The sequence below is a fragment of the Candidatus Accumulibacter phosphatis genome, from assembly GCF_000024165.1.
GTDB lineage: Bacteria > Pseudomonadota > Gammaproteobacteria > Burkholderiales > Rhodocyclaceae > Accumulibacter > Accumulibacter phosphatis.
In genome coordinates this window covers 2,018,842-2,039,421 of record NC_013194.1, presented here as the reverse complement: position 1 = coordinate 2,039,421, position 20,580 = coordinate 2,018,842, and the positions used below count along the sequence as shown (strand labels likewise).

Genomic DNA, 20,580 nt, shown 5'->3' with positions numbered 1-20,580 from the left:
CAACCCGGCGCTCAACCTCGCTCCCTTTGGTCGCTGGACGCTGCGCGATAAAGCCGCGCAGCGCCGGTTAGCTCTACGTTAGGCCGCACAAGAGACAACCGCGTGTATCGCCTGCACTCAAGAGCTGACTTCGCGATCTTCTTCTTCGTGTCTGTCGCAGTGGGTTCATTGGGAGCGCTGATGCTCCTGTATCCCCTTGAACGGTTGCCCGAAGATCCCCAAGCTTACCGGCTTGTCCGGGGTGTTCTGAAAGAGGTAAAGGACGAGAGCCCTCGCAGAGGCACCTGGGTACTTTTCTCGCTCACTCACGATGAGACGGTGTTCGTAGCAAGTACACCTCCAGCGCGTGAGGAATCCAAGGCATGGGTTGTCGGTAGCACAACACTTCAGTTCTTTGTCCAAAAGCAATCAGCCGCTAACCTCGAGCCTGTTCCTGCGTACGGAATCAAAACCGACACACATCAGGTAAAGTCCCTGGAAAAAGACATCGCCTTCCACAACGCCGGAGTCAACCCCTGGGCCGGCCTTATGGCTCTAGCCATAGGTACCCTTGGGTTTGTCATCGCCGTCGTGTGTTACGTCCCGCGATATCTGGAACTCTTCAACCCGAGCCATTCGAGGTTGAGATGATGGCAAAGTCCCACGCTGACGCCGGAAGAAGAGGTTCCGGCGTCAGCGTGGGACGAGAGGGCTAGAAGGGCTCGCCTGGAGGTATTCTCCAAGGGGCTTCGGGATCGTAGAGGTTCATCTGACGGCTGCGGTGGCGGCGAAGCTGGACGAGGTAGCGGGCCTCACAAGCAGCGGCGAGTTGGTGAAGGAACTCGCTGATCGCCGCCGCACTTTCGTCGGAGAGGCCGTCGGGGAAGAGGGAGTGAGGGCGGCGTTTCATCGCAACTCCTCGATAGCCGCTTGCAGCAGATCGTCGGGCAAATGATTGAGTGCGCGCGGCACCGCCAGACGCATGGCGGTGCGCAGGATGCGCCCGGCGTGGCGCGGCAGGCCCTTGCTGGCTTGGCGCAGGAGTTCCAGGCCGGAATCGGTGAGCAGGGTATGCGCACACCCGGCGCTCTTGAGGGCATGGCCGACGAGTTGCGCAAAGCGCTCGCGTTCGAGCACCGGTCGCAGATGCACGCGTGCCTGGATGCGGCCGGCGAGTGCGGCGTAAGACGCCCGTTCGAGGGTTTGGGCGAGGATCGGGTGACCGACCAGCCAGACAGTGATGAGATCGCGCGAATCGAAGGCGAAGTTGAGAAAAGCGGGGAAATCGCGGAAGAATTCGGGTGGCAGATTCTGCGCCTCGTCGAGGATCCAGACCGGCAGAAGTTGCTTGGCGTCGGCCAGATGATGGATATGCGCCTTGATGTCGCGCCACAGTTGGGCGCGACGATAACTCGGCTGAAGGCCGAGGGATTGGGCCAGGCACCGGTAAAGGTCTGCCCGTCCGAAATCGGTCTCGGCATGGTAGATGACTTGGTAGCGATGCGGATTGAGCTTGGCGGTCACGAGGCGCAAGGCGGCCGTCTTGCCCACGCCGGCCTCGCCGGTCAGCAGGCCGAGGCCCGGCGATTGCAGAAGCCACTGGAAGCGCTCGGCGAGTTGCGCCAGCGCACCGTCATCCCACAGCTCGGCGGCGTCCTTGCCCAGAGGCGGATGGCGCAGACCAAAGTGTTGCAGATACATCTTCAGTCTCCTTTGCGGTCGTAATACTGACGATAGGTGAGTTCGATCAGATTCGGGCCAGACGGCGAGGCGGGAGCGGCGTCTGTCGGGTCGGATTTATTTCGTTGGCGATCGAGATTGCCCAGGGCATCGAGCGGGGTCGCGGCGCCGATCCCCTTGCCGTGCTCGTCCTCGACCTCGATGACCGCCCCGCTATGCGGATCGACGACCAGACACACCGTCTTGCCGGAGAGTTCGAAAGGCACTTCGAAGCGCGCCCCCTGATACGACACCGTGCCATCCTTCCTGACTCGACGGCTGACGCGATACCGGAACAAGGCATCGAGCTGCGCGGCCAGCGCTCCCAGCGAACGAATCTTCGACAAATCCTGCTGGTAGCGCGCGAGCGGCGTCATCCCGTCGAGGCCGGCATGCGGCGTATGGTGATAGACCCGCTCCAGCCAGGCCCAGAGACGCGCATTGAGGTCCTCGAAACTGTTGATGTGGCGCTCGTCGAGTTCCGACAGGAACTGGTCGCGGCAGGTCCGGTGCCAGCGCTCCAACTTGCCCTTGCCCTCGGGCGCATAGGGCCGGCAATAGATCAGGTGAATGCCCAGGCGGGCGCAGATCCCCTGCAGGGTCTCAGCGCGGTAGGCCGCGCCGTTATCGACGACGAGCTTGATCGGGATGCCTCGCTTCAGCAGCGCCTGCTTGAGCACCCCTTCGATGTCGAGCGCCGTTTCGCCGGGGCAGAAAGCGCTGTGAGCCACCAGACGTGAGGCATCGTCGAACAGCGAGACGAGATACCCCTTGACGAGCTTGCCCTCGTGAGGCACGCGGGGACCGTGCATCACATCGCCATACCAGATGGCGCCCGCGGAAGCGGCGACGAAGCTGCGCTTCTCCTCGGGCAGGCTGGCCGAGCCGCTGATCCGCGACAGGCCGTGCTGTTGCAGCAGCCGGTGGACCGTCGAGCGCGACAGGCTGCCGCGAGCCACCGTTCCGGTGGCTTCGAGCAACTGGCGAATCTGACGGATCGAGCGGCGCGGGTTGTCGCGCTTCGCGGCAAGGATCGCGGTCTGAATGGCTTGCGATAGCTTCGATTGCCCGCGGTCGATACGGGTCTTGGGTGTCAGGCCATCGATGCCCTGGGCAAGGTAAGTGTAATACCAGCCCTGAATCGTCTTCTCGGCAACATGGCGCCGACGCGTGCCGGGAATGGTGTATTCGCGCTCGGCCAGGGCGCGGATGGTCTGCTGCAATTCGCCGTGATCCAGCCGTTCCCGGCTGGTCAGCGAACCCAGGACGGACAGGCGAAACAAGGCGATCGGATTGATTCGATTCATGACGACTCCTCGGGGTGAATGGGAGTCGTCATCAAAACAAAAGGGCCGAAATAATGCCACGAGCAAACTGTGTGGGGACCCCGCCCGGGCGGGGTCCCCACCGTCCGCCACTCGCTCGGTGTCAGGAAATCATGGGACGCTCATCTCTTGATCGAGCCAGAACATGGCCCGCGGCAGACCCAGGCTGTTGAACACCTGGTGCCAAAAGCCGTGCGTGTCAACGGCCCGGCCGAGTTCGGCAAAGCGCACGCGCAGGTGAAACACAAAGTCCTTTCCCCGCTCCTGCAACCAGTTCCACCAGCGCGCGCCCGTGTGCCGGTCAGGTGGACCGCCGGGGTGCTCTGCCGCGCCGTTCAGCCGCTGCTGCAGGACTTGCTGTTGCACCGACCAGTCATACCAGCGTCGCGGTGCGATACATTCCGGCAGGCGCGAACACGTGCGTCGGCATCCGGCACAACGGTAGCGAAGGATGGGGATCGGGTTGAGCCGTGGCGGCACGGCTCGGCGGTCGGCCTTTCGCTCATAGTGACCATGCTGATGGACCACTCCCAGCCCGCAGTGCGGGCACGACTTCGGTCGATACACTTCAGCGGCCTTTTGAGTCGTCTCAACGTGCTGCTCAAGCGTGGTGATGCCGGCTACAATTCGTTGCATGGGCTGGGCTCTTTTCTATCTCGGTCGTCTCGATAACTTCCCACGATAGCAGAGGTGTTCCAGCCCTTCTCCGTCCTTCTTCATTCCGCCTTCGCTCAGGAGATCCTTCGATCTTCCTGCTCAAAGTACGCGCGATATTCAAAGCCCTTCAATCCCGTTTAGGGGCGGACGTAACATCGTGCGCTGGCGCCAAACACGTGCGGCCTAACGAAGAGATCGTGCGAAGCCACGATCTGATCCGTTTGTTGGACGAGCCCGGGCCGGAGAGCGGGGCGCCCCCCCTGCAAACATCTTTTCTGGATTGACCCCATGGGCATGAACGCCGGTGGGGCGGGAGCGGGAAGTTTCGGCGCGCCGCCGCATGCGCGACGCCGATCTCCCGAAAGCGGCCGTTTTCGCGTCCCGGCCACCACTTTCCGGGCGGCCACATCGCTCAGCTTGGGGAAACTGAAGTCCCGCGTGCGGCCGGGCAGCGCTGAGGTCTCGGCTTACATGATCAGATGGCGACCCCGATGCGCGGCACGACCGCGACCACTACGGACGACGTCGGTCGAATCCACGTCCTGACGATCGCCACCACGGCGCCACAGCACGAGCAAAGCATCGCTGGCCGCTCCTTGCGCGGTGGCTTGAAGCGGCTGGGATCGAACCTCAGCAAGAGATGCAGCAAGCCGATCAGGCGCTTGCAGTTGGCGTGCAGGAAGCCGAAATTGCGAGCGCGGCGAAAGCCCTTGGGCAGCACGTGCTGGAGAATCAGCCAGAGGAAATTGACTCTGGAAAGCGTGCGCCTTTCCGACTTGCCGGTTTGGGCGTTGCGATAGCGGAAGCTCACCTGGCCATCCTCGCAGGCGACGATATCCTGTTCCCGGATGACGCCGCGGTAGAGGCAACGACCGAGATAGATCAGGGCCTTCTCACCGCTGCCGACCGATTGGCAATGCGCTACCCATTGCCGCGGATAGGACGCCGGCAGGCCGATACCGGCCGCCTCGATCGCCGCCAGCATCTTCGCCCGAAAGACCTTGGCCATCGCCTTCTCGTTGAACAGGTAGGTGCCGTTCTTGCCGCGCCGCTTGCATCGCCAGCGGCGCGTCGCCGCATCGACCGCCGCCGCGGAGACGACGAGATGGACATGCGGGTGGAAGTCGAGCCGACGTGAGTGCGTGTGCAGGACCGCGATCGCCCCCGGCGTCCCCTGCAACTGCCGGTCGTTCTGGCTGAAGCGCAGCACCGTTTCCCAGCCGCAGCGCATCAGCGAATCGAAGACGACGTCGACGTGCGCCGCAGCGAGTCCGCGCCACTCGGCCGGCAGCGTGAAGGTCAGCAGAAAGTAGTCGGCCGGAACCAGGCGCTGCATTTGACGCTCCAGCCATTGCTGGCTCTCGTGGTGCTGGCAGTGCGGGCAAAGGCGATGGCCGCAGGAGTGCGGAACGAGTTGGTGATGGGCACAGTCGCTGCATTGAACCTGCATCATCGGGCTGGCCGCGCTGCGGCAATCGCGCAGGGCCGAGAGGGCACGAAGCTGCTCGAAGCTCAGCCGGTGACGAAATTGCGCAAGGAAGTCCGCTTCGAATTCGGCGATGACAGAGCCGAGGCGGATCATCGCGGCGTCCCCTCGGCCAGGCGATAGCGGTCCATCAGCGCGTTGATGCGGTCGATCGCGTGATGCCTGCTTCGATCCGTCAGATGGGTGTAGCGAACCGTCGTGAGAATCGAGTGATGGCCGAGAATGTCCTGCACCTCGGTGAGTTCGACGCCCGCCTCGACGAGGTGCGTGGCATAGGCGTGGCGCAAGCTGTGTGGCGAAATGTGCTTCTTTACACCGCAGGACTCGACCACCGCCCGCAGTGCTTTCTGAACACCGCCGCGATCGAGCGGTGTCCTGGCTGCGCGTGCGCCCGCCAAGCCGCCGTGCCGATTGGGAAACAGCAGAACGGGATTGCGGTGGCGCTGCCAGAAACGGCGCAGGAGTTGGTGGGTGGCCGTCGGCAGCGGCACCAGGCGATCCTTGTTGCCCTTGGCGTCGCGGATATGCACCCGCTCGCACGCGCCGTCGATGTCGCCGACCGTCAGCCGTAAGCCTTCGCCAAGGCGCAGACCGAGGCTGTAGAGCGTGAAGAAGAAGACGCGGTAACTGAGCACCTGCGTCGCGAGAAAGATCCGCTCGGTCTCCTCGACCGTGACGATATCCGGCAAGCGCTGTGAGCGCGGCGGCTTGATCAGACTGGGTGCCACCCAGGGTTTCTTCAGCACGTGCTCGTAGTGGAACTTGAGCCCGTACAGATCGAGCTTGACCGAACTCCAGGAGTGCGTCTCGCGCAGATCGGTGAAGTAATCCACCAGATCGGCCTCGCTCAGATCGCCGATCTGATGATCGAAGTAGTCTCCCACCCGGCGGATGGCGCGCGAATACGCCTCGATCGTCTTCGGCTGCAAGCCCTTGAGCTTCAGGTGCTTCAGGTGCAGTTCGTCGTTCTTCTCAAAATCGGTTGCTGCGACAGCTGACATGTCTTCCATCTTGCGGTAACCTCGCATTCGTTATGAATATCCCTCCGATGAGGGGCGAGGTCACATCTTGACTTCAACACGACGACAGCGCCGCAGTTTCCTCCGCGTAGCGGCTTCGTCCAACAACGCCATCAACTCGGACGTGCAAAAGCGTCGCTGCGCTCTGCTTTTGCACGCCGGTTATGGCGAACGTTGGGCGTCAAACTCTAGGAGTCCGGATGCAGATTGAGCGTCTTGATCATTTCGTTCTGACCGTGCGAGACGTAGATACGACGACTTCGTTCTATCAAACCGTTCTTGGCATGGCGCCTGTTACGTTTGGTGCAGGCCGGAGAGCGCTTGTTTTCGGGCAATCGAAGATCAATCTGCATCCTGCAAATGCGCCTCTCGCGCCTCACGCGAGCCATCCCGTTCCCGGCTCGGCCGACTTGTGTTTCGTTACCACGGAGTCGCCCGAGTCAGTCATCGATCATTTGCGCAAGTGCGGCATCACCATCGAAGAGGGGCCAGTTCCTCGCACTGGTGCTCTTGGCCCGATAACGTCGGTCTACTTTCGCGACCCCGATGGGAACCTCATAGAAGTGTCCTCTTATCGTGAGTAGCCGGCATGCCACGCCGCAGCGGTACCGTATGACGCCCAACCCTGCGATCGAGCCCGTTCCCTTCGGTCACTGGACGCTGCGCGATAAAGCCGCGCAGTGCCGGTTACTTCTATATTAGACATAACAGGAGCCGCCGTGGCAGTCATATTCAATTCCGACCACAAAGCAATGGCAGAGCGAAGCGTCCTCTGCTGGTTGGCAACCGCTGACGAAGGCGGCCAACCGAACGTTTCCCCAAAAGAAGTGTTTGCGGTTGTGGATGATGAACACATCGTCGTAGCAAACATCGCCTCGCCGGGTTCGGCGAAGAATATTCATATCAACGGAAAGGTATGTCTGAGCTTTATTGATGTGTTTGCCCAGAAGGGGTTCAAGGTTTATGGCGTTGCCCGCGACGTAAAACCGTCAGAGACGGAGTATTTCCGCTGGGCAGAGCCACTGCGCATGATGGTTGGCGACCGGTTTCCAATCCATAGCGTTTTCCTAGTGCGAGCGACGGCGGTTGAACCGATTATTGCCCCCAGCTACAGGCTGTACCCTTCGGAGACAACTGAAGCATCACAGGTTCAGGCCGCACTTTGTACGTACGGAGTTAGACGAGAGAGCAGTAATGTCTAGCATTCCGCTCCAGAGGGACGCTTCGCCGGCAAGCCGGCTTCGCGCCCCTGAGCTTGCACGTTAGCCGCGAGTAGGCACCATGGCCCCTACCGTTGTCCGCGACGGTTCGTATAGGCTCTTCTTCTTTTCACGCGAAGAGCCGAGAATGCACATCCATGTGGCCCACCCACATGGGGAGGCCAAGTTCTGCTTGCAACCGAGTCTGACGCTGGCCAACCACACCGGCCTGTCCAAGCAGGAACTGGCCTACGCTGAGCGCATCGTCGCTCGCCACCTTCAGTAGGTCATCGATGCCTGGCACGAACATTTCGGCGGCTGAAGTCACCCACGTCTCAGTACACGGTTTCTGGCTGCTCCTTGGCGATGAAGAGCTTCTCTTGCCGTTCGCTGAATTTCCTTGGTTCCGGCAGGCCACCATTGAGCAACTGACCACCATCGAATGGCCAAGCCCGGATCATCTGTATTGGCCGCTGCTGGATGTGGATTTGTCCGTTGCATCCATCCGACACCCGGAAAATTTCCCGCTCGTCTCGGGAGCATCGGCTAACCCTGCGCCCCAGCCGGACGCGCCGCAAGCGGCGCGCCCCTGAGCTTGCACGTTATGCCAACAGATGAGGTAGCCGCACGTGAAGAAGCTCGAAGCTAATGACTTTGCTGAATTTGTTCGCATTACATATGGCTTCGATTTGATTGCTGAGTTGACTGTTTTTCGTGGACAAGCCTTTCAAGGCAATCTAATTCCAAGCGTGGCACGCAAAGACAAGACTGTCGACACTGCCGAACAAGAGAAAAAAGTTATAAAACAGCTCGCCCTTATGGGGGCATCAATGCTGCCACCCGGCCCGCAAAACGAACTTGAATTACTTGTTATCGCGCAGCATTTTGGTCTTAAAACTCGCCTGCTGGATTGGTCAAGCAACCCTTTGGCGGCACTATGGTTCGCATGCGCCGATCCGGCGCCAGGAGATGCCTACGTTTATGCCCTATACGCCGATGACCTGCTTGCGAATGACGTATACGAAACCAGTCCATTCTCACGGTCTGAAACACGTGTTTTCCAACCACGATTGAATAACCCAAGAATCATCGCTCAACACGGTTGGTTCACGCTTCACAGGTACTCAGCAAGAAGCCGGAAATTTGTTCCCCTTGAAATCAATCCAAATACGAAAAAGCATCTCACCGAACTTCGTGTGCCTGCCGATAAACGAGCCGATGTTCTGCAGTCGCTAGATCTATATGGGATCAGTTCGCGCACTTTGTTTCCTGATCTTGAAGGTTTGTGTCGGTACCTCAATGGCAAACACAAATTGGCATAATCGGGTAAGGGCCGGCGTCTAACCGGCCCTCCCCACACCACCCGGCATGCGGGTCCGCACCGGGCGGTTCATCAACAGGGCGCACACGACGTTGTTAAGCGTAACCGTGAGCCTTCATCCAAAGATTCCGGATACTCACCAGACCTTGTGCTCTCAACCAATCGTTCGTCATCCCGACTTGCGTGGCCTTTGACCGAGACAAATGCCAGTAGCTCTTGCTGCTGACGCCCGTCAAGATCGCCGTCCGCCGGTCGACCCCCAGCGCCAGAAGGTGGCTGATCTTCGTGCGACACAAACGCCACTGTTTCCAGTAGCACATGCGCACACGTCGGCGTAGCCATTCATCCAGTTCGGGAAGCGGTCGGTAATACTCCGAGATGCCAAAGTAGCCCATCCAGCCGCGCAGGTACTGCCCGAGTTTCTCGAACCGATGTGGCATCGAGACTCCCCAGCTTCGCCCCGTCAGTTCCCGGAGGCGGTGCTTGAAGTCGGCGAAGGCGGCATCCGACCAGCGCAGTTTGTTCTTCCTGAAGGTGAAGCCCAGAAAGACGCACTGCTCGATCTTTGCCACCTGGCTCTTCTTCTCGTTGACCGGCAGTTTGAGTTGCCGGCCGAGGTAGGCGGTGAGACTGGCCTTGACGCGCTGGCCGGCCCGTTCGCTCTTGACCAGAACCATGAGGTCGTCGGCGTACCGCGCAAAGCGGTGGCCTCGCCCTTCCAGAGTCCGATCCAGATCGTCAAGCAGGATGTTGGCCAGCAGCGGCGAGAGGGGTCCGCCTTGCGGCGTTCCCAACTCGCTGGGTTGAAGCGTGGAACCAATCATGACACCCGCCCGCAGGTAGCGGCCGATGAGGGCCAGCAACCGCTTGTCGCTCACCTTTCTGGCCACTCGGGCCATCAGGATGTCGTGATCGACGTTGTCGAAAAATTTCGCCAAGTCGAGATCAACGGCGATGCGATAGCCGGCCTTGAGGTCGGCTCTGACCTGCTTGAGTGCGCCGTGGGCGGAGCGTCGGGGCCGAAACCCGTAGCTCGATTCGGAGAATTCCGGATCGAAGATCGGTGTCATGATTTGAGCGATGGCTTGCTGGACGACCCGATCAACAACGGTCGGGATGCCCAGCGCGCGTTCGCTGTCAACACCGATTGAAAACTGACACAGTTTTTCCTTTGTCACCGATTGAAAACTGATACACCCCCAATGCTGCTTGATGGCGGTGGTGGGGCCTCCTGGAGGGCGGGCCGTAGGCCCAACCGGAAGGAGGCCCCACCACCGCGGCGGCGCCTACCCTCCGGCGATCGCCTTCCTGGCCTGAACCATTCCCGTCTGCCGCTGACGTTTGAGCCGGTAGCTTTCCCCGGCGATCGGTACGATCTGTGCGTGGTGCAGCAAACGATCCAGCAATGCCGCCGTCAGCGTGGCATCCTGCGCAAAGGTGGCATCCCATTGGCCAAACGACAGGTTGCTGGTGACGATCAGGCTGCCCTTCTCGTAGCGCGCGGCAATCACCTGGAAAAAGAGGTTGGCCTGCTCGCGGCTCATCGGCAGATAGCCGATTTCGTCGATGATCAGCAGACGGTAAGCGGCGATCGCCCGGTGCATGACCGCTTTCAACTGGTTCTGTGCGTGCGCGGCCGAGAGGGTCAGCAAGAGATCGGCGGCGGTCGTGAAACGGGTCTTGATGCCGGCTTGCGCGGCGCGATAGCCCAGGGCGATCGCGAGATGGGTCTTGCCCACCCCGGAGGGGCCGACCAGGACGACGTTTTCGTTGCGCTCGACAAAGGCCAGACCGGCCAGTTCGTCGATCTGGCTCCTTTTGACGCCGGCGGCGAAGGCGTAATCGAATTCCTCCAGCGTCTTGATCGCCGGGAATCCCGCCAGACGCGTCAACATGCTTTGCTTGCGCACCTGGCGTCCCGCGACTTCCGCTTTCAGCAGTGCTTCCAGAAAGTCGCTGTAGGCGCTTTCCTGCGCAGCGGCTTCCTGGGCGGCGCCGACGTAGTTCTGCGCCACGAACGGCAGGTTCAGACTGTCGCACAAGGCGAGCATTCGTTCGTACTGGAGGTTCATGGCTGCATCTCTGCAGCGGCCTGCAGTTGGGTCAGCAGTTGCGCGTAGACGGCGAGCGGATGCTGCTCCGGCGTGGGCAAGGCGATTCTCTCGGCAACCGTCGGGCGGACAGTGGCCCCCTCGACCGGCGGCGGGGCGTCCAGGGGACGAGCGGCGGCGATATCGCCGCGCCATGGCGGGGGAATGCCTTGCAGATGCGCCTGCTCTTCCTGCAGGCGTTGTGCGGGCTGTACTTGCGTGCTGGCGTGGATACGCACGTTGGCCACTTCCTTGAGCCAGCGCCTGACCTCGGCATTGGCGGTCACGGCGTCCAGTGGCAGGCCGGCCTGCTTGAGCCGACTGATCAGGGGAACGTAGAAGGAGCGGCGAAGGTAGCCGTTGAAGCGCTCGACCTTGCCTTTGGTCCGGGCGCGATAGGGACGGCACAGGTTGATGACGAAGCCACAGTGCTTGGCGTAGTCGAGAAAGCCCGCGTGATAGCGGTGTTCGCCTGGGCCGTCGACGTCGCGTTCGAGAACAACGGTCTTCATGTTGTCGTAGAGCAGGCGCCGGGCCACGCCACCGAGCGCCTCAAAGGCATGCTGGTGGCAGTCGATCAGCGTACTGACTTTCATGTCGGTGACGAATTCGACGTAACTCGCCCGGCTGTACCCAAGGGTCGCGCAGAAGGCGTACAGCGGATCAGCACCTTTACGAAACTCGACCCAGTCGATTTGCAACTGTTCGCCCGGTGCCGTTTCGAAACGCACCACCGGATCAGCAGCCCCCTGCGGCCGGATCGTACGCATGAAGGCGCGCAATTGGCTGACGCCGCCGGCGTAGCCCAGGGCCCTAATCTCCCTGAACAGAACCGTGGCCGGGATCCACTGCGGCTGCGCTGCAGCCTGTCGCTCGCACAGGTACGTTTCATGGGTCGAGAGTTTGGTGGCCCGCTTCTTCTGACGCTGGTAGCGGGGCTGTTTGCCCTGCGCCAAGTGGCTGCGAACCGTATTCACCGCGCAGCCCACTTCGGCTGCAATCTTGCGCAGACTGAATCCATGCTTCCTCAATACTTCAATTTCCACATACACCTCCTTCGTAATCATCGGCGCCCAAAAAAAATCGCCGATCTTCTCAGTTCGGTGTATCAACTTTCAATCGTTGCGCTGTATCAATTTACTTCCGTTGCTGACATTCGCCACCATTGGGCTTCGGGATAATCACCCGTCGCACCGCTTGTGGCTGATAGCGACCCTCGCTCAGGGTCTGGCGGATGGCCGGCCAGTGCTCACAAGCATACGCCGGGAAGTCCTCAATGCGCAGTCCGTCGATTCCCGGTGCGCCGCGATTGGATTTCACTCGACGCCACGCCTGTTTCAGGTTGGCCGGTGAGAGTACGGCTTCCATCAAGTCCTTCCCCATACAACCTTCCTTCGGGGCGTCGTGCAAGGCTGGCTGGGCAAGATCACGCCGATCCCCGGCTCCCCCGGTCGGGTTCGTTGTCGGGTTCGAGTGACTCACGACTCCTCCTTGTCTGTTCATGTTCGGCCCTTCGCGTTACCTTTCGGTGTCGCTACTATGGCCTCTGCTGATTCCTGATCAGTCACGCTGGCGATTGCTCGCCGTCGCGCTATGGCCTTCGCTTCGCTCGCTGCCTGTTCGCTCGTCTGCGGCCGGCAGCCTGCCGCAACGCCCGGATCATTCTGTTAAGCAGCGATCCCCACTGCTTTTGCGAAACGTCGGCAATCGCTTGCCGATCAGGTCTCCCCAGGTAACAACGCGATGTTTCCGTGCACAAGCGCTGCATTTGCCTTGTCCGCCGTATCCGGTGGGCTTCGTCATGGGGTGCCAACTCGCCCGCAGACCAGGCCTTCTATGCAGTTTCTGTCCGTCGCCTCGCACTTTTGCGCTCCGGCTTCCTCCAGACAAGTCCTCACGACCTTGCCCTTGCCTTCGGCTAGTGGTTATCATGGCTTCATCATGAAGTCACGTCGGTACTCCCACAGGGGACTTCCACCCCATCACATCGCGCCCATGCTGGGCGCACACCCGGCAGTCAACCGGACGCTGCGCGATGAAGCCGCGCAGCGCCCGTTACTTCTACGTTAGGCTTCACGAACAACCACCAATGGGGGGTCAGACGAATGGATACCAAAACGCTGCTATTGATCGCACTCCTAGTCGTGTTTGCAATGCTGACGGGTTGCGCATACAACCACAAAAAGTTTGATCACCACATTGATGTCACGCACGATCAAGATGACTTTGTTGTTCAAGTGGACGACTTTGGACAGTTCTGGGACCCAGCTGAAGCCGAAAGAGCACTTACGCGGGTTTCGAGTCTTGCGAAGTCAAGAAACGTAATCGTCGTGCTCTTCGTACACGGATGGAACCATGATGCAGATCCAAAGAACGAAAACCTGGTCGATTTTCGCGAGTCCATCGTTGATACAAGACGTCGGTTGACTGACGAGAAGGCCCCCGAAAGCGCCGTGTATCGGCAATCAAGAAAGAATCTGACCGGAACCGAAGATCTTACGGTCGTGTCCATCTACGTCGGGTGGCGCGGCAGGTCTTTACCTTCGTATTTAAACTACACCACTTTCTGGGGGCGCAAAGCTGCAGCAGAGCGGGTGGGTGAGGGCGATACCCGAGAGTTCTTGCTTCGGCTCAACTCCCTCTATCGCAATCAGCAGGCAGCACGTGTCGCTGGGACAAGTAAAACGTTCATGGGCCTCGCAACGATTGGGCACAGCTTTGGCGCACAGGTTCTATTCAAGGCTGTAGCAACGGAGATTGAGAACGAACTAGTAGCGCGAACTACTGCCGCATCGAAACAAGGTGCTGGGCAGAACACCGTATCAGACCTACCGGGCTTCGGCGACTTGGTCGTTCTAGTCAATCCCGCGTTCGAAGCCATGCAGTTTGAGCGCATTGACAAGCTTTCAAATCAACTTAGCTACGGACGCCAGCAAAACCCCATTCTACTAGTCGTCTCTTCTGCAGGCGACGTGCCCAGACAAGTCTTGTTTCCGCTTGGGCGGCAGATCGATGCACTTCTCCTGAGGCCATCATTTCGGCCGGGGCAGCGAGCGCTTTGGACCCAGGCACTGGGGGAGTATGAACCAACGCGAACTCACTCTCTCACCATTACACAAGCAGATCCTGCTTTAATTCCGGGCTTTGATCCGGGCGTCTACATAAAGGACCCTTGTGCAATTGTCAATCTGGACCTAACAAATGTTCCGTCTGTTGGCGGTGTGAAGCTCACTCCAGGACCAAATCATCGGCCGAACAACCCATTCATTGTTGCCTACGCGAGCACCAGTGTCGTGCTAAACCATAGCAGCGTCTTCGAAGAAATTCTTCGAAGGTTCCTAAACGACTACGTGGCAATTGCGCAGGGAAAGAGGATGCTGACTGCATCCGATTCAATCAGCTGTAGATGAGCCGTGAAGCCTAACCCCTCCCTCAAGCTGACCCGCTACGGCAGCTTAGCTCGAACGTTGGGCGTCAAGAACAACCAATGGAGGACCGTGATGGATCAGGCGAAGCACGATTTCGGTGTCGAGAGCTACAAGCAGATTCGCGCGGAGGTAGCTGTCCTTCTCGCACGGATAGAGAACCTCTTTCGATATTCGCTCTTGGCAAGTTCGGCTGTGTTCGCCTGGGTGCTCACCCAGGCATTCTCCGTTACGGACAAGGGAGCTATCTGTCTCAAACTTCCAACTGAGGCGCTTGCGGTCGCTTGGTGGATTCCGCCAGCCTTCATAGTGCTAAGCGGCGTGATCACGCTAGCAACGCACATCAGAGTTATGCAAATGTCAGGGTTTCTAGCCAAGTGCGAAACCGCTCTCGGGCATGCGAATTTGAGTTGGGAGGCATACCTCAAGCCCAAACCGCCCATGTTCGCCACCATGACGGTCATTGCGTGGGTTTTAATGTTGTCGACTGCCGGATATTCAGCTTGCGTCGGGGCGTCTCTAAGCAAATCGGCTCCGTACTGCACAGCGAGCAAGTAAATTGACGCCCAACCTTTCAGTCAACACGGACCGTGCGAGCGGCGCTGCGCGCCGCTCGCACGGTCCGGTTACTTCAAACGTTAGCCATTTCAATGACCTCATCACACATCCGCGCAGTCGTAGAAAGCTTCTACGCCGATGTCTGGAACCGCCACGACAAGTCGAAGATTCCGGCCTTACTTCGTGACAACTTCACTTTTCGTGGCTCTCTCGGTCAGGCCAAGGTCGGCCACGAGGGGTTTGGGTCGTACGTCGATTTTGTGCACTCCGCCCTGGCCAGTTATCGCTGCGACATCCTTGATCTCGTTGTCGAGGACTCAAAGGCGTTCGCGCGCATGCGTTTTTCCGGCATCCATCGCGGCGAGTTCTTCGGCTACCAGCCAACAAGCAAACCCGTTGAGTGGCTGGGGTCTGCTCTCTTTTCGTTCGATGGAGAGAAAGTTGCTGACTTGTGGGTGCTTGGCGATGTATACGGCTTGCTTCAATTGCTCGAAAAGAATGCCAATGACTAATCGGGTAGCCGGAGGTTTCTCTCCCCCGGCTCCCACACCACCCACCGTGCGGGTCCGCAATGGGAGGTTCAACGAGTTGGCGCGCTCGACGAAGTGACTGGAGCCAAGTAGCCCTGGGCCTTGCACCACAGGGCCTTGACGCTGAGGAGGCCTTGCGCCTCCAGCCGGGCATTGGAAAGGGCCTGCTGTACCGCCGGGGTTCGCGCCATGTGCCAGTAGCTCTTGCTACTGACGCCATGCTGGATCGCGGTCTTCAGGCGGACGCCCAAAGCCAGCAGGTGGCTGATCTTCGTCCGCGGCCAGCGCCACTGTTTCCAGTAACACATGCGCACGCGGCGGCGCAGCCACTCATCCAGCTCCGGGATCGGCCGGCAATACTCGCTGATGCCAAAGTATCCGAACCAACCCCGCAGGAAGTTCCCCAGTTTGTTCAGCCGAATGGTCATGGAAATCCCCCCACTTCGCCCCGTCAGTTCCCTGACCCGGTGCTTGAAGTTCGCCAGCGCCTTGTCGCTCCAGCGTATCTTCGTGCCGCGCAGGGTGAATCCGAGGAAACGGCAGTCACTCATCGGCGCCACCTTGCTCTTGGCAGGATTGACCTTGAGTTTGAGGCGGGTCTCCAAATAACGCGTGAGATTGTGCATCACGCGCTCCCCGGCCCGCTGGCTTTTGACCAGAATGACCCTATCGTCCGCGTAGCGGGCAAAGCGACGTCTGGGGCGTGCGCCACGACCAGCATGACATCCCGGCGTGGTTGCTGGGTGCCGCAGCCTCGGACATGGGCGATGCTCAGTGAGCTCGGAGACCAGCGATAGCCTGCCGAGGACGCCTTCCAGTCCTCCGAGACACGCAGGGTAACGCGTAGCCTGTTTGTCCGTGCTTTTGTCCGTGCTTTTGTCCGTGCTCTTGTTCGTGCTCTTGTTCGTGCTTGCCCGTGCTTTGCCTCGACTGTGCCGTTGGAGAGCGAATTGCCGTGCAACACTTCACCCCGGTTTTCCGCAAGGTTTCGGCTATCGTCTGGACAAAGCAAAGTTCTGAGCAGCGCCAAACGGAATTTGAGCAGGCTCTCGTCAGCGTTCCGGAATTGGCATCGCAAAGCAACCCAGCGTGGTTCAGCGCTGCCGCTATTCGTCTTATCGCGGGGAGAGCGAGTGCACAAGGCTGCTTGATCGCTGCGAAGCCACGGCTGACACCTGCCAAGTCATCGGAAGGCGGGCATTTCCCGTCTCGGTTAACCTGCATCAAGGCTGCATGTCGCCGGCGCCTGTACAATGGTTCGCCCGTGCGTCCGCGCCGCCCACCGGAACCTCGCCGGCGCTGCCACCGGATGCGCTGCGCGCGCTGCGCGTCCTGTCACCCGGCCGCCGTTCGCCCACACCATCGGAAACCATGAAACTACTCACCACCCTGCTCCTCTCCATCGCCCTGCTGCTGCCCGGTTGTTCCGGCCCGCCTGCCTTCAAGTCGACCGACATCACCGGTTCCGACTGGGGCAAGGAGTTCGCCCTGACCGACCCGCAGGGGCAGGCGCGGCGTCTGGCCGACTTCAAGGGCAAGGCGGTCGTGCTGTTCTTCGGCTATACGCAGTGTCCCGACGTTTGTCCGACGACGCTGGCTTCGATGCGCGACGTCCTCGCGCGCCTCGGTGACGACGCCAAGCGCGTCCAGGTGGTTTTCGTGACGCTCGATCCGGTGCGCGACACGCCCGAGGTGCTGGCCGAATACGTCAAGGCGTTTCACCCGAGCTTCATCGGCCTGCACGGCGACGAGGCCACGACGGCAGCAGTGGCCCGCGACTTCAAGGTTTTCTACGCGAAGCAGGCGGGCAGCACGGCAGGCAGCTACAGCATCGACCACTCGACCGGCAGCTACGCCTTCGACCCGCAGGGTCGACTGCGGCTGCTCGTCCGTCACGGCGAGACGCCCGACAACGTCGCCGCCGATCTGAAACTGTTGCTCGCCGGAAAATGATCCTTGAGGACACCTGACATGAAACGCTTGTTCGTGCTGCTCGTGCTGTTCGCCTTTCTTTCCCTGCCGGTCACTGCCGCGCCGACCAGCGACCAGATCAATCTGGACATCGGCACGCCGCCGGTGGTGGTGGTCAAGCACAGCCTGGCGCAGCGCGCCTCGCGGCTGGTCCGCTTCTACGACGCAGGCGTCATCGGGCTGGGGTACGACGGCATGGTCAAGCTGCGCGATGGCAGCCGGCTGACGCTGCCGCAACGACAGATCGCCGAGAAGCTCATCGACAACGAGAACCCCGATCGCAATTCGCTGATCTATGCGCTCGCCGAAGCACAGGGCGGCAAGGCCGCCGAGCCTGCCGCGCGCGAGGCGCAGGTCAGGCGCTGGAAGGAGCAGTTCCACGCCGGCTGGTGGATCGAGGATGCCAAAGGTAACTGGAGCCAGAAGCCGTGATGTCCGCCTGCCGCCTGACCGGCTGCGGCATCTTGTCGCAGAGCGGTGCGCAGGCGCCCGTCTATAATCGCCATCCCGCAACGAACAAGGAGTATGGAGTGAAAGCAATCCGAAACCCGCTGGCCATCGCCATCCTGCTCGGCGTTTCGACGGCGGCATTGGCTGCCGATGTCGAGGTCAGGGAGGCCTGGGTGCGCGGCACGGTGAGCGGCCAGCAGGCCACCGGTGCCTTCATGGAGATAACCAGCAAGTCCGGCGCGACGCTCGTCGGCGCGGCCAGCCCGGCCGCCGCCATCACCGAGATTCACGAAATGAAGATGGACGGCGGGGTGATGAAGATGCGCGCCATCACCCGCCTGGCATTACCTGCCGGCCAGCCGGTGCCGCTCGGCCCCGGTGGCTACCACGTGATGCTGATCAACCTGAAACAGCCGCTGAAGAAGGGCGATTCGGTGCCGCTGACGCTGCAGGTCGAGGGCAAGGACAAGAAGATCGAGGCCGTCGAGGTCAAGGCTGAAGTGCGCGAGTTGGGCGCCACCGCGGCGCCGGCCAGCGCACACAAGCACTGACTGGCGCCAGAGCGGGTCGGCCGGTCGTCGCTGGGGTGAGGCCGCAGGTCGTCACCCGACCGGCGGCCCCGGCAACACGGCTCAGCGACGCAGGAGCGTCGCCACCGCCGCCAGCAGCATGGCGGCGCAGGCTCCATGGCTGATCGCCATCCAGAGGTTGAAACCACTGAGCACCATCAGGCTCCCCAGCGCGACTTCGCTGGCCAGGAGGAGCAGCAGGGCGACTGCCGCCTGGCGCCGCGTCGGATCCGCGAGCGCCTGCACACCGGCGCTGCCGAGCACGAGCAGCGTTGCGAGAGCAGCGTAGCGATGCAGGAGATGCAGCGTCATGCCGCCCGGATCGCCGGCAAGCGGCGGGCCGGTGAGAGCGGCGAACGGCCGCAGGCTGGCCCAGCCAGCCGCCACAGGCCACCAATTGCCCCCACAATCGGGAAACGAGGCGCAGGCCAGCGCGGCATAGCCGGCGCCGATCAGAGCGCCGAGGACGACGGTCAGCGACAGCAGGCCCGCGCCCAGACGCAGCCGCAATGTCGGCGGTGTCGCCGTGTCGAGCAGCGAGCGCGGTCGGGCCGCCAGCACGACTCGCCATGAGAAGGTCACCAGCCCCAGGCCGCCCATGATGTTGAGGAAGCTGACCAGCGCCAGCCGCGGATCGGAACTCCAGATGCCGAGTGCGGAGAGGACCAGCATCAACAGCAGGAGAAGGGTCGCCGAACGACCGGCCGACTCGACTGCGGGACGGCGCAGGCACTGCCAGGCGAGGTAGCCGGCGAAGAGCAGCGACAGCGATGCCGTGGCGCGGTGCAACAGGCGGACGAACCCGAAATGCAGGGCCTGCGGCTCACCGGCCAGCAGTTGCCCATAGCAGGCGGGCCAGTCGGCACAGCCGAGACCGGCGCCGGCAAGCCGCAAGTGAGCGCTGAGGACCACAACCAGTAGCGACAAGGCGCTGAGCAGGAGCGCCGTCGTCCGGATATTCCGCAGGCGCAGCGCCTGACTCGCAATCACGAAGCGTCGCCTGATGCGGGCGCCACCCGGAGTTCGTGGTTCAACCAGAGCAGGACCCCGAGAACGACCATCGCACCGCCCTGATGGGCGGCGCCGAGGCCGACCGGAACGAGCAGCAGCAGCGTCGCGATGCCGAGCAGGATCTGGGCGAACAGCACCGCCACGAGCAGCGTGGCGGCACGCCGTGCGGCGGCGGAGACGCCTGCCGCACGGATCTTCCACCAGAACCATGGCACCAGGAAAGCGAGCAACCAGGCGCCGAGGCGGTGATCGAACTGGACCAGTGCCATGTTGTTGAAGAAGTTGAGGTACCACGGCTCGATGATGAAGCTCTCCGGCGGCAGCACGTGGCCGTTCATCAACGGGAAGGTGTTGTAGGCCTTGCCGGCGCGGATGCCGGCGACGAAACCGCCACTGACGACCATGTAGGCGACCAGAATCGTCAGCCAGAAGCCGCCGCGCTGCAAGCCCCGCAGTGCCGCGTCGGCGGTGTGGCGGGCGCGCTCGGCGAGCAGGCCGAGAGCCAGCCAGAACATGGCGATGAAGATCAGGAAGGCCAGCGACAGGTGCGCCGTCAGGCGGTAATGACTGACGCGCGGATCATCGATCAGGCCGCTCTTCACCATGTACCAGCCCATCGCCCCTTGCAGGCCGCCGAGTACGAAAATCCCAAGCAGCTTCGGCAGGAGTGGCGGGGCAATCTTGCGGCGCAGCCAGAAGTAGAGGAAGGGCAGCAGGAAGACGACGCCGATCAGCCGCCCGAGGACGCGGTGCCAGTACTCCCAGAAGAAGATCCCCTTGAATTCGTCGAGCGTCATCTGGTGGTTGACCTGCTGGTATTCCGGCGTCTTCTTGTATTTCTCGAAGGTTTCGTCCCACTCGGCCTGATCGAGCGGCGGGATGACGCCGACGATCGGCTGCCATTCGACGATCGACAGGCCGGAATGCGTCAGGCGCGTAACGCCGCCGACGACCAGAATGGCGAAGACCATGGCGCTGCAGACCAGCAGCCAGAGCGCGATTTGTCGGCGAGCGACTTTATCCATGTCGGGAACCAGGAAAGCGGGAAAGGGGGCCAGGCGCGGATTATATGCTCTTTGATAGGCCGTTCGTGCGCTCGATCGGCTGCGACCATTGGCCGCACCGGCGGCCCTGCGACGCCCATCCCTGCTGGTTTTGCCGCTGACCGCGGTCTTTCCGCGTTCTTGACGTGCATCAAATCAATCAGGCACCCGCTGCAGGTATTCTTCGGCCAATTGTGCCCCGAAAGGCCAAGGAATTCGACGTTTGAC

At 61.2% G+C, this 20,580-nt stretch carries 25 protein-coding genes; 12 read left to right on the top strand and 13 right to left on the bottom strand.

Annotation, left to right across the window (positions count from 1 at the left end; genetic code table 11):
• Positions 1-102 precede the first annotated feature (102 nt).
• A complete protein-coding gene (locus CAP2UW1_RS09035; protein WP_041567790.1) occupies positions 103-630 on the top strand; it encodes a hypothetical protein in 528 nt (175 codons plus the stop codon).
• Positions 631-691: 61 nt separating this feature from the next.
• Here the strand turns inward: CAP2UW1_RS09035 and CAP2UW1_RS09030 are convergent, their stop codons facing one another.
• The 6 genes from CAP2UW1_RS09030 to CAP2UW1_RS09005 all read right to left on the bottom strand — a co-directional run bounded on the left by CAP2UW1_RS09030 (position 692) and on the right by CAP2UW1_RS09005 (position 6,176).
• On the bottom strand, positions 692-889 hold the full coding sequence (locus tag CAP2UW1_RS09030) for a hypothetical protein (protein WP_012806121.1): 198 nt from the start codon (positions 887-889) through the stop codon (positions 692-694).
• Positions 886-1,680 carry an ExeA family protein gene (locus CAP2UW1_RS09025; protein ID WP_012806122.1) on the bottom strand — a complete coding sequence of 265 codons (795 nt, stop codon included), beginning with the start codon at positions 1,678-1,680 and terminating at the stop codon, positions 886-888. The genes CAP2UW1_RS09030 and CAP2UW1_RS09025 overlap by 4 nt, the downstream gene beginning before the upstream one ends.
• 2 nt (positions 1,681-1,682) lie before the next feature.
• Positions 1,683-3,005, bottom strand: a complete 1,323-nt coding sequence (locus CAP2UW1_RS09020) for a DDE-type integrase/transposase/recombinase (RefSeq protein WP_012806985.1) — start codon at positions 3,003-3,005, stop codon at positions 1,683-1,685.
• 129 nt (positions 3,006-3,134) lie between these two features.
• Positions 3,135-3,659 (bottom strand): DUF6431 domain-containing protein, encoded by a 525-nt coding sequence (locus CAP2UW1_RS09015; RefSeq protein WP_012806124.1) that lies wholly within the window; start codon positions 3,657-3,659, stop codon positions 3,135-3,137.
• A 496-nt stretch (positions 3,660-4,155) separates the two neighbouring features.
• Positions 4,156-5,262, bottom strand: coding sequence for an IS91 family transposase (locus tag CAP2UW1_RS09010; RefSeq protein ID WP_015766317.1), 1,107 nt, complete (start codon positions 5,260-5,262; stop codon positions 4,156-4,158).
• Complete coding sequence (locus tag CAP2UW1_RS09005; RefSeq protein WP_015766316.1) at positions 5,259-6,176, bottom strand: tyrosine-type recombinase/integrase; 918 nt, start codon at positions 6,174-6,176, stop codon at positions 5,259-5,261. Before CAP2UW1_RS09005 ends, CAP2UW1_RS09010 begins: the two co-directional genes overlap by 4 nt.
• 209 nt (positions 6,177-6,385) lie before the next feature.
• On the opposite strand from CAP2UW1_RS09005, the gene CAP2UW1_RS24505 reads away from it, so the two are divergent.
• From CAP2UW1_RS24505 to CAP2UW1_RS24490, 5 genes are all read left to right on the top strand, one after another.
• Positions 6,386-6,769, top strand: a complete 384-nt coding sequence (locus tag CAP2UW1_RS24505; protein WP_015766315.1) for a VOC family protein — start codon at positions 6,386-6,388, stop codon at positions 6,767-6,769.
• A 135-nt stretch (positions 6,770-6,904) separates the two neighbouring features.
• Positions 6,905-7,387 carry a pyridoxamine 5'-phosphate oxidase family protein gene (locus tag CAP2UW1_RS09000; RefSeq protein ID WP_015766314.1) on the top strand — a complete coding sequence of 161 codons (483 nt, stop codon included), beginning with the start codon at positions 6,905-6,907 and terminating at the stop codon, positions 7,385-7,387.
• 79 nt (positions 7,388-7,466) lie between these two features.
• Positions 7,467-7,670 (top strand): DUF4160 domain-containing protein, encoded by a 204-nt coding sequence (locus tag CAP2UW1_RS24500; protein ID WP_015766313.1) that lies wholly within the window; start codon positions 7,467-7,469, stop codon positions 7,668-7,670.
• A 7-nt stretch (positions 7,671-7,677) separates the two neighbouring features.
• Complete coding sequence (locus tag CAP2UW1_RS24495; RefSeq protein WP_015766312.1) at positions 7,678-7,977, top strand: DUF2442 domain-containing protein; 300 nt, start codon at positions 7,678-7,680, stop codon at positions 7,975-7,977.
• Positions 7,978-8,013: 36 nt separating this feature from the next.
• Complete coding sequence (locus tag CAP2UW1_RS24490) at positions 8,014-8,706, top strand: FRG domain-containing protein (protein ID WP_015766311.1); 693 nt, start codon at positions 8,014-8,016, stop codon at positions 8,704-8,706.
• Between the two features lie 94 nt (positions 8,707-8,800).
• Here CAP2UW1_RS24490 and ltrA read toward each other — a convergent pair whose 3' ends face one another.
• From ltrA to CAP2UW1_RS08975, 4 genes are all read right to left on the bottom strand, one after another.
• The gene (gene ltrA, locus CAP2UW1_RS08990) at positions 8,801-9,883 is read right to left on the bottom strand and encodes a group II intron reverse transcriptase/maturase (RefSeq protein WP_412566863.1); all 1,083 of its coding nucleotides are present in this window, start codon (positions 9,881-9,883) and stop codon (positions 8,801-8,803) included.
• A gap of 108 nt (positions 9,884-9,991) precedes the next feature.
• Positions 9,992-10,777 carry an IS21-like element helper ATPase IstB gene (gene istB, locus CAP2UW1_RS08985; protein ID WP_012806911.1) on the bottom strand — a complete coding sequence of 262 codons (786 nt, stop codon included), beginning with the start codon at positions 10,775-10,777 and terminating at the stop codon, positions 9,992-9,994.
• Positions 10,774-11,862: an IS21 family transposase gene (gene istA, locus CAP2UW1_RS08980; protein ID WP_012806910.1), complete on the bottom strand. Its 1,089-nt coding sequence runs from the start codon at positions 11,860-11,862 to the stop codon at positions 10,774-10,776. The genes istB and istA overlap by 4 nt, the downstream gene beginning before the upstream one ends.
• A gap of 70 nt (positions 11,863-11,932) precedes the next feature.
• On the bottom strand, positions 11,933-12,178 hold the full coding sequence (locus tag CAP2UW1_RS08975) for a hypothetical protein (protein ID WP_049778548.1): 246 nt from the start codon (positions 12,176-12,178) through the stop codon (positions 11,933-11,935).
• Between the two features lie 722 nt (positions 12,179-12,900).
• On the opposite strand from CAP2UW1_RS08975, the gene CAP2UW1_RS08970 reads away from it, so the two are divergent.
• From CAP2UW1_RS08970 to CAP2UW1_RS08960, 3 genes are all read left to right on the top strand, one after another.
• Positions 12,901-14,205: a hypothetical protein gene (locus CAP2UW1_RS08970; protein ID WP_015766310.1), complete on the top strand. Its 1,305-nt coding sequence runs from the start codon at positions 12,901-12,903 to the stop codon at positions 14,203-14,205.
• Positions 14,206-14,295: 90 nt separating this feature from the next.
• Positions 14,296-14,778 carry a hypothetical protein gene (locus tag CAP2UW1_RS08965; protein WP_015766309.1) on the top strand — a complete coding sequence of 161 codons (483 nt, stop codon included), beginning with the start codon at positions 14,296-14,298 and terminating at the stop codon, positions 14,776-14,778.
• Between the two features lie 92 nt (positions 14,779-14,870).
• Complete coding sequence (locus CAP2UW1_RS08960; RefSeq protein WP_015766308.1) at positions 14,871-15,290, top strand: ester cyclase; 420 nt, start codon at positions 14,871-14,873, stop codon at positions 15,288-15,290.
• 68 nt (positions 15,291-15,358) lie between these two features.
• Here the strand turns inward: CAP2UW1_RS08960 and CAP2UW1_RS08955 are convergent, their stop codons facing one another.
• Positions 15,359-15,934 carry a group II intron maturase-specific domain-containing protein gene (locus CAP2UW1_RS08955; protein ID WP_015766307.1) on the bottom strand — a complete coding sequence of 192 codons (576 nt, stop codon included), beginning with the start codon at positions 15,932-15,934 and terminating at the stop codon, positions 15,359-15,361.
• 745 nt (positions 15,935-16,679) lie between these two features.
• Between CAP2UW1_RS08955 and CAP2UW1_RS08950 the strand changes: the two genes are divergently transcribed.
• The 3 genes from CAP2UW1_RS08950 to CAP2UW1_RS08940 all read left to right on the top strand — a co-directional run bounded on the left by CAP2UW1_RS08950 (position 16,680) and on the right by CAP2UW1_RS08940 (position 18,280).
• Positions 16,680-17,261 (top strand): SCO family protein, encoded by a 582-nt coding sequence (locus tag CAP2UW1_RS08950; protein WP_015766306.1) that lies wholly within the window; start codon positions 16,680-16,682, stop codon positions 17,259-17,261.
• A gap of 18 nt (positions 17,262-17,279) precedes the next feature.
• Positions 17,280-17,711: a DUF1318 domain-containing protein gene (locus tag CAP2UW1_RS08945; protein ID WP_015766305.1), complete on the top strand. Its 432-nt coding sequence runs from the start codon at positions 17,280-17,282 to the stop codon at positions 17,709-17,711.
• Between the two features lie 98 nt (positions 17,712-17,809).
• Entirely contained in the window at positions 17,810-18,280 is a 471-nt protein-coding gene (locus CAP2UW1_RS08940) for a copper chaperone PCu(A)C (protein WP_015766304.1), read from the top strand.
• An 81-nt stretch (positions 18,281-18,361) separates the two neighbouring features.
• Here the strand turns inward: CAP2UW1_RS08940 and CAP2UW1_RS08935 are convergent, their stop codons facing one another.
• Together CAP2UW1_RS08935 and CAP2UW1_RS08930 are read right to left on the bottom strand one after the other, a co-directional pair.
• Entirely contained in the window at positions 18,362-19,288 is a 927-nt protein-coding gene (locus CAP2UW1_RS08935) for a COX15/CtaA family protein (protein ID WP_015766303.1), read from the bottom strand.
• The gene (locus CAP2UW1_RS08930) at positions 19,285-20,334 is read right to left on the bottom strand and encodes a COX15/CtaA family protein (RefSeq protein WP_015766302.1); all 1,050 of its coding nucleotides are present in this window, start codon (positions 20,332-20,334) and stop codon (positions 19,285-19,287) included. The genes CAP2UW1_RS08935 and CAP2UW1_RS08930 overlap by 4 nt, the downstream gene beginning before the upstream one ends.
• Positions 20,335-20,580: the final 246 nt, after the last annotated feature.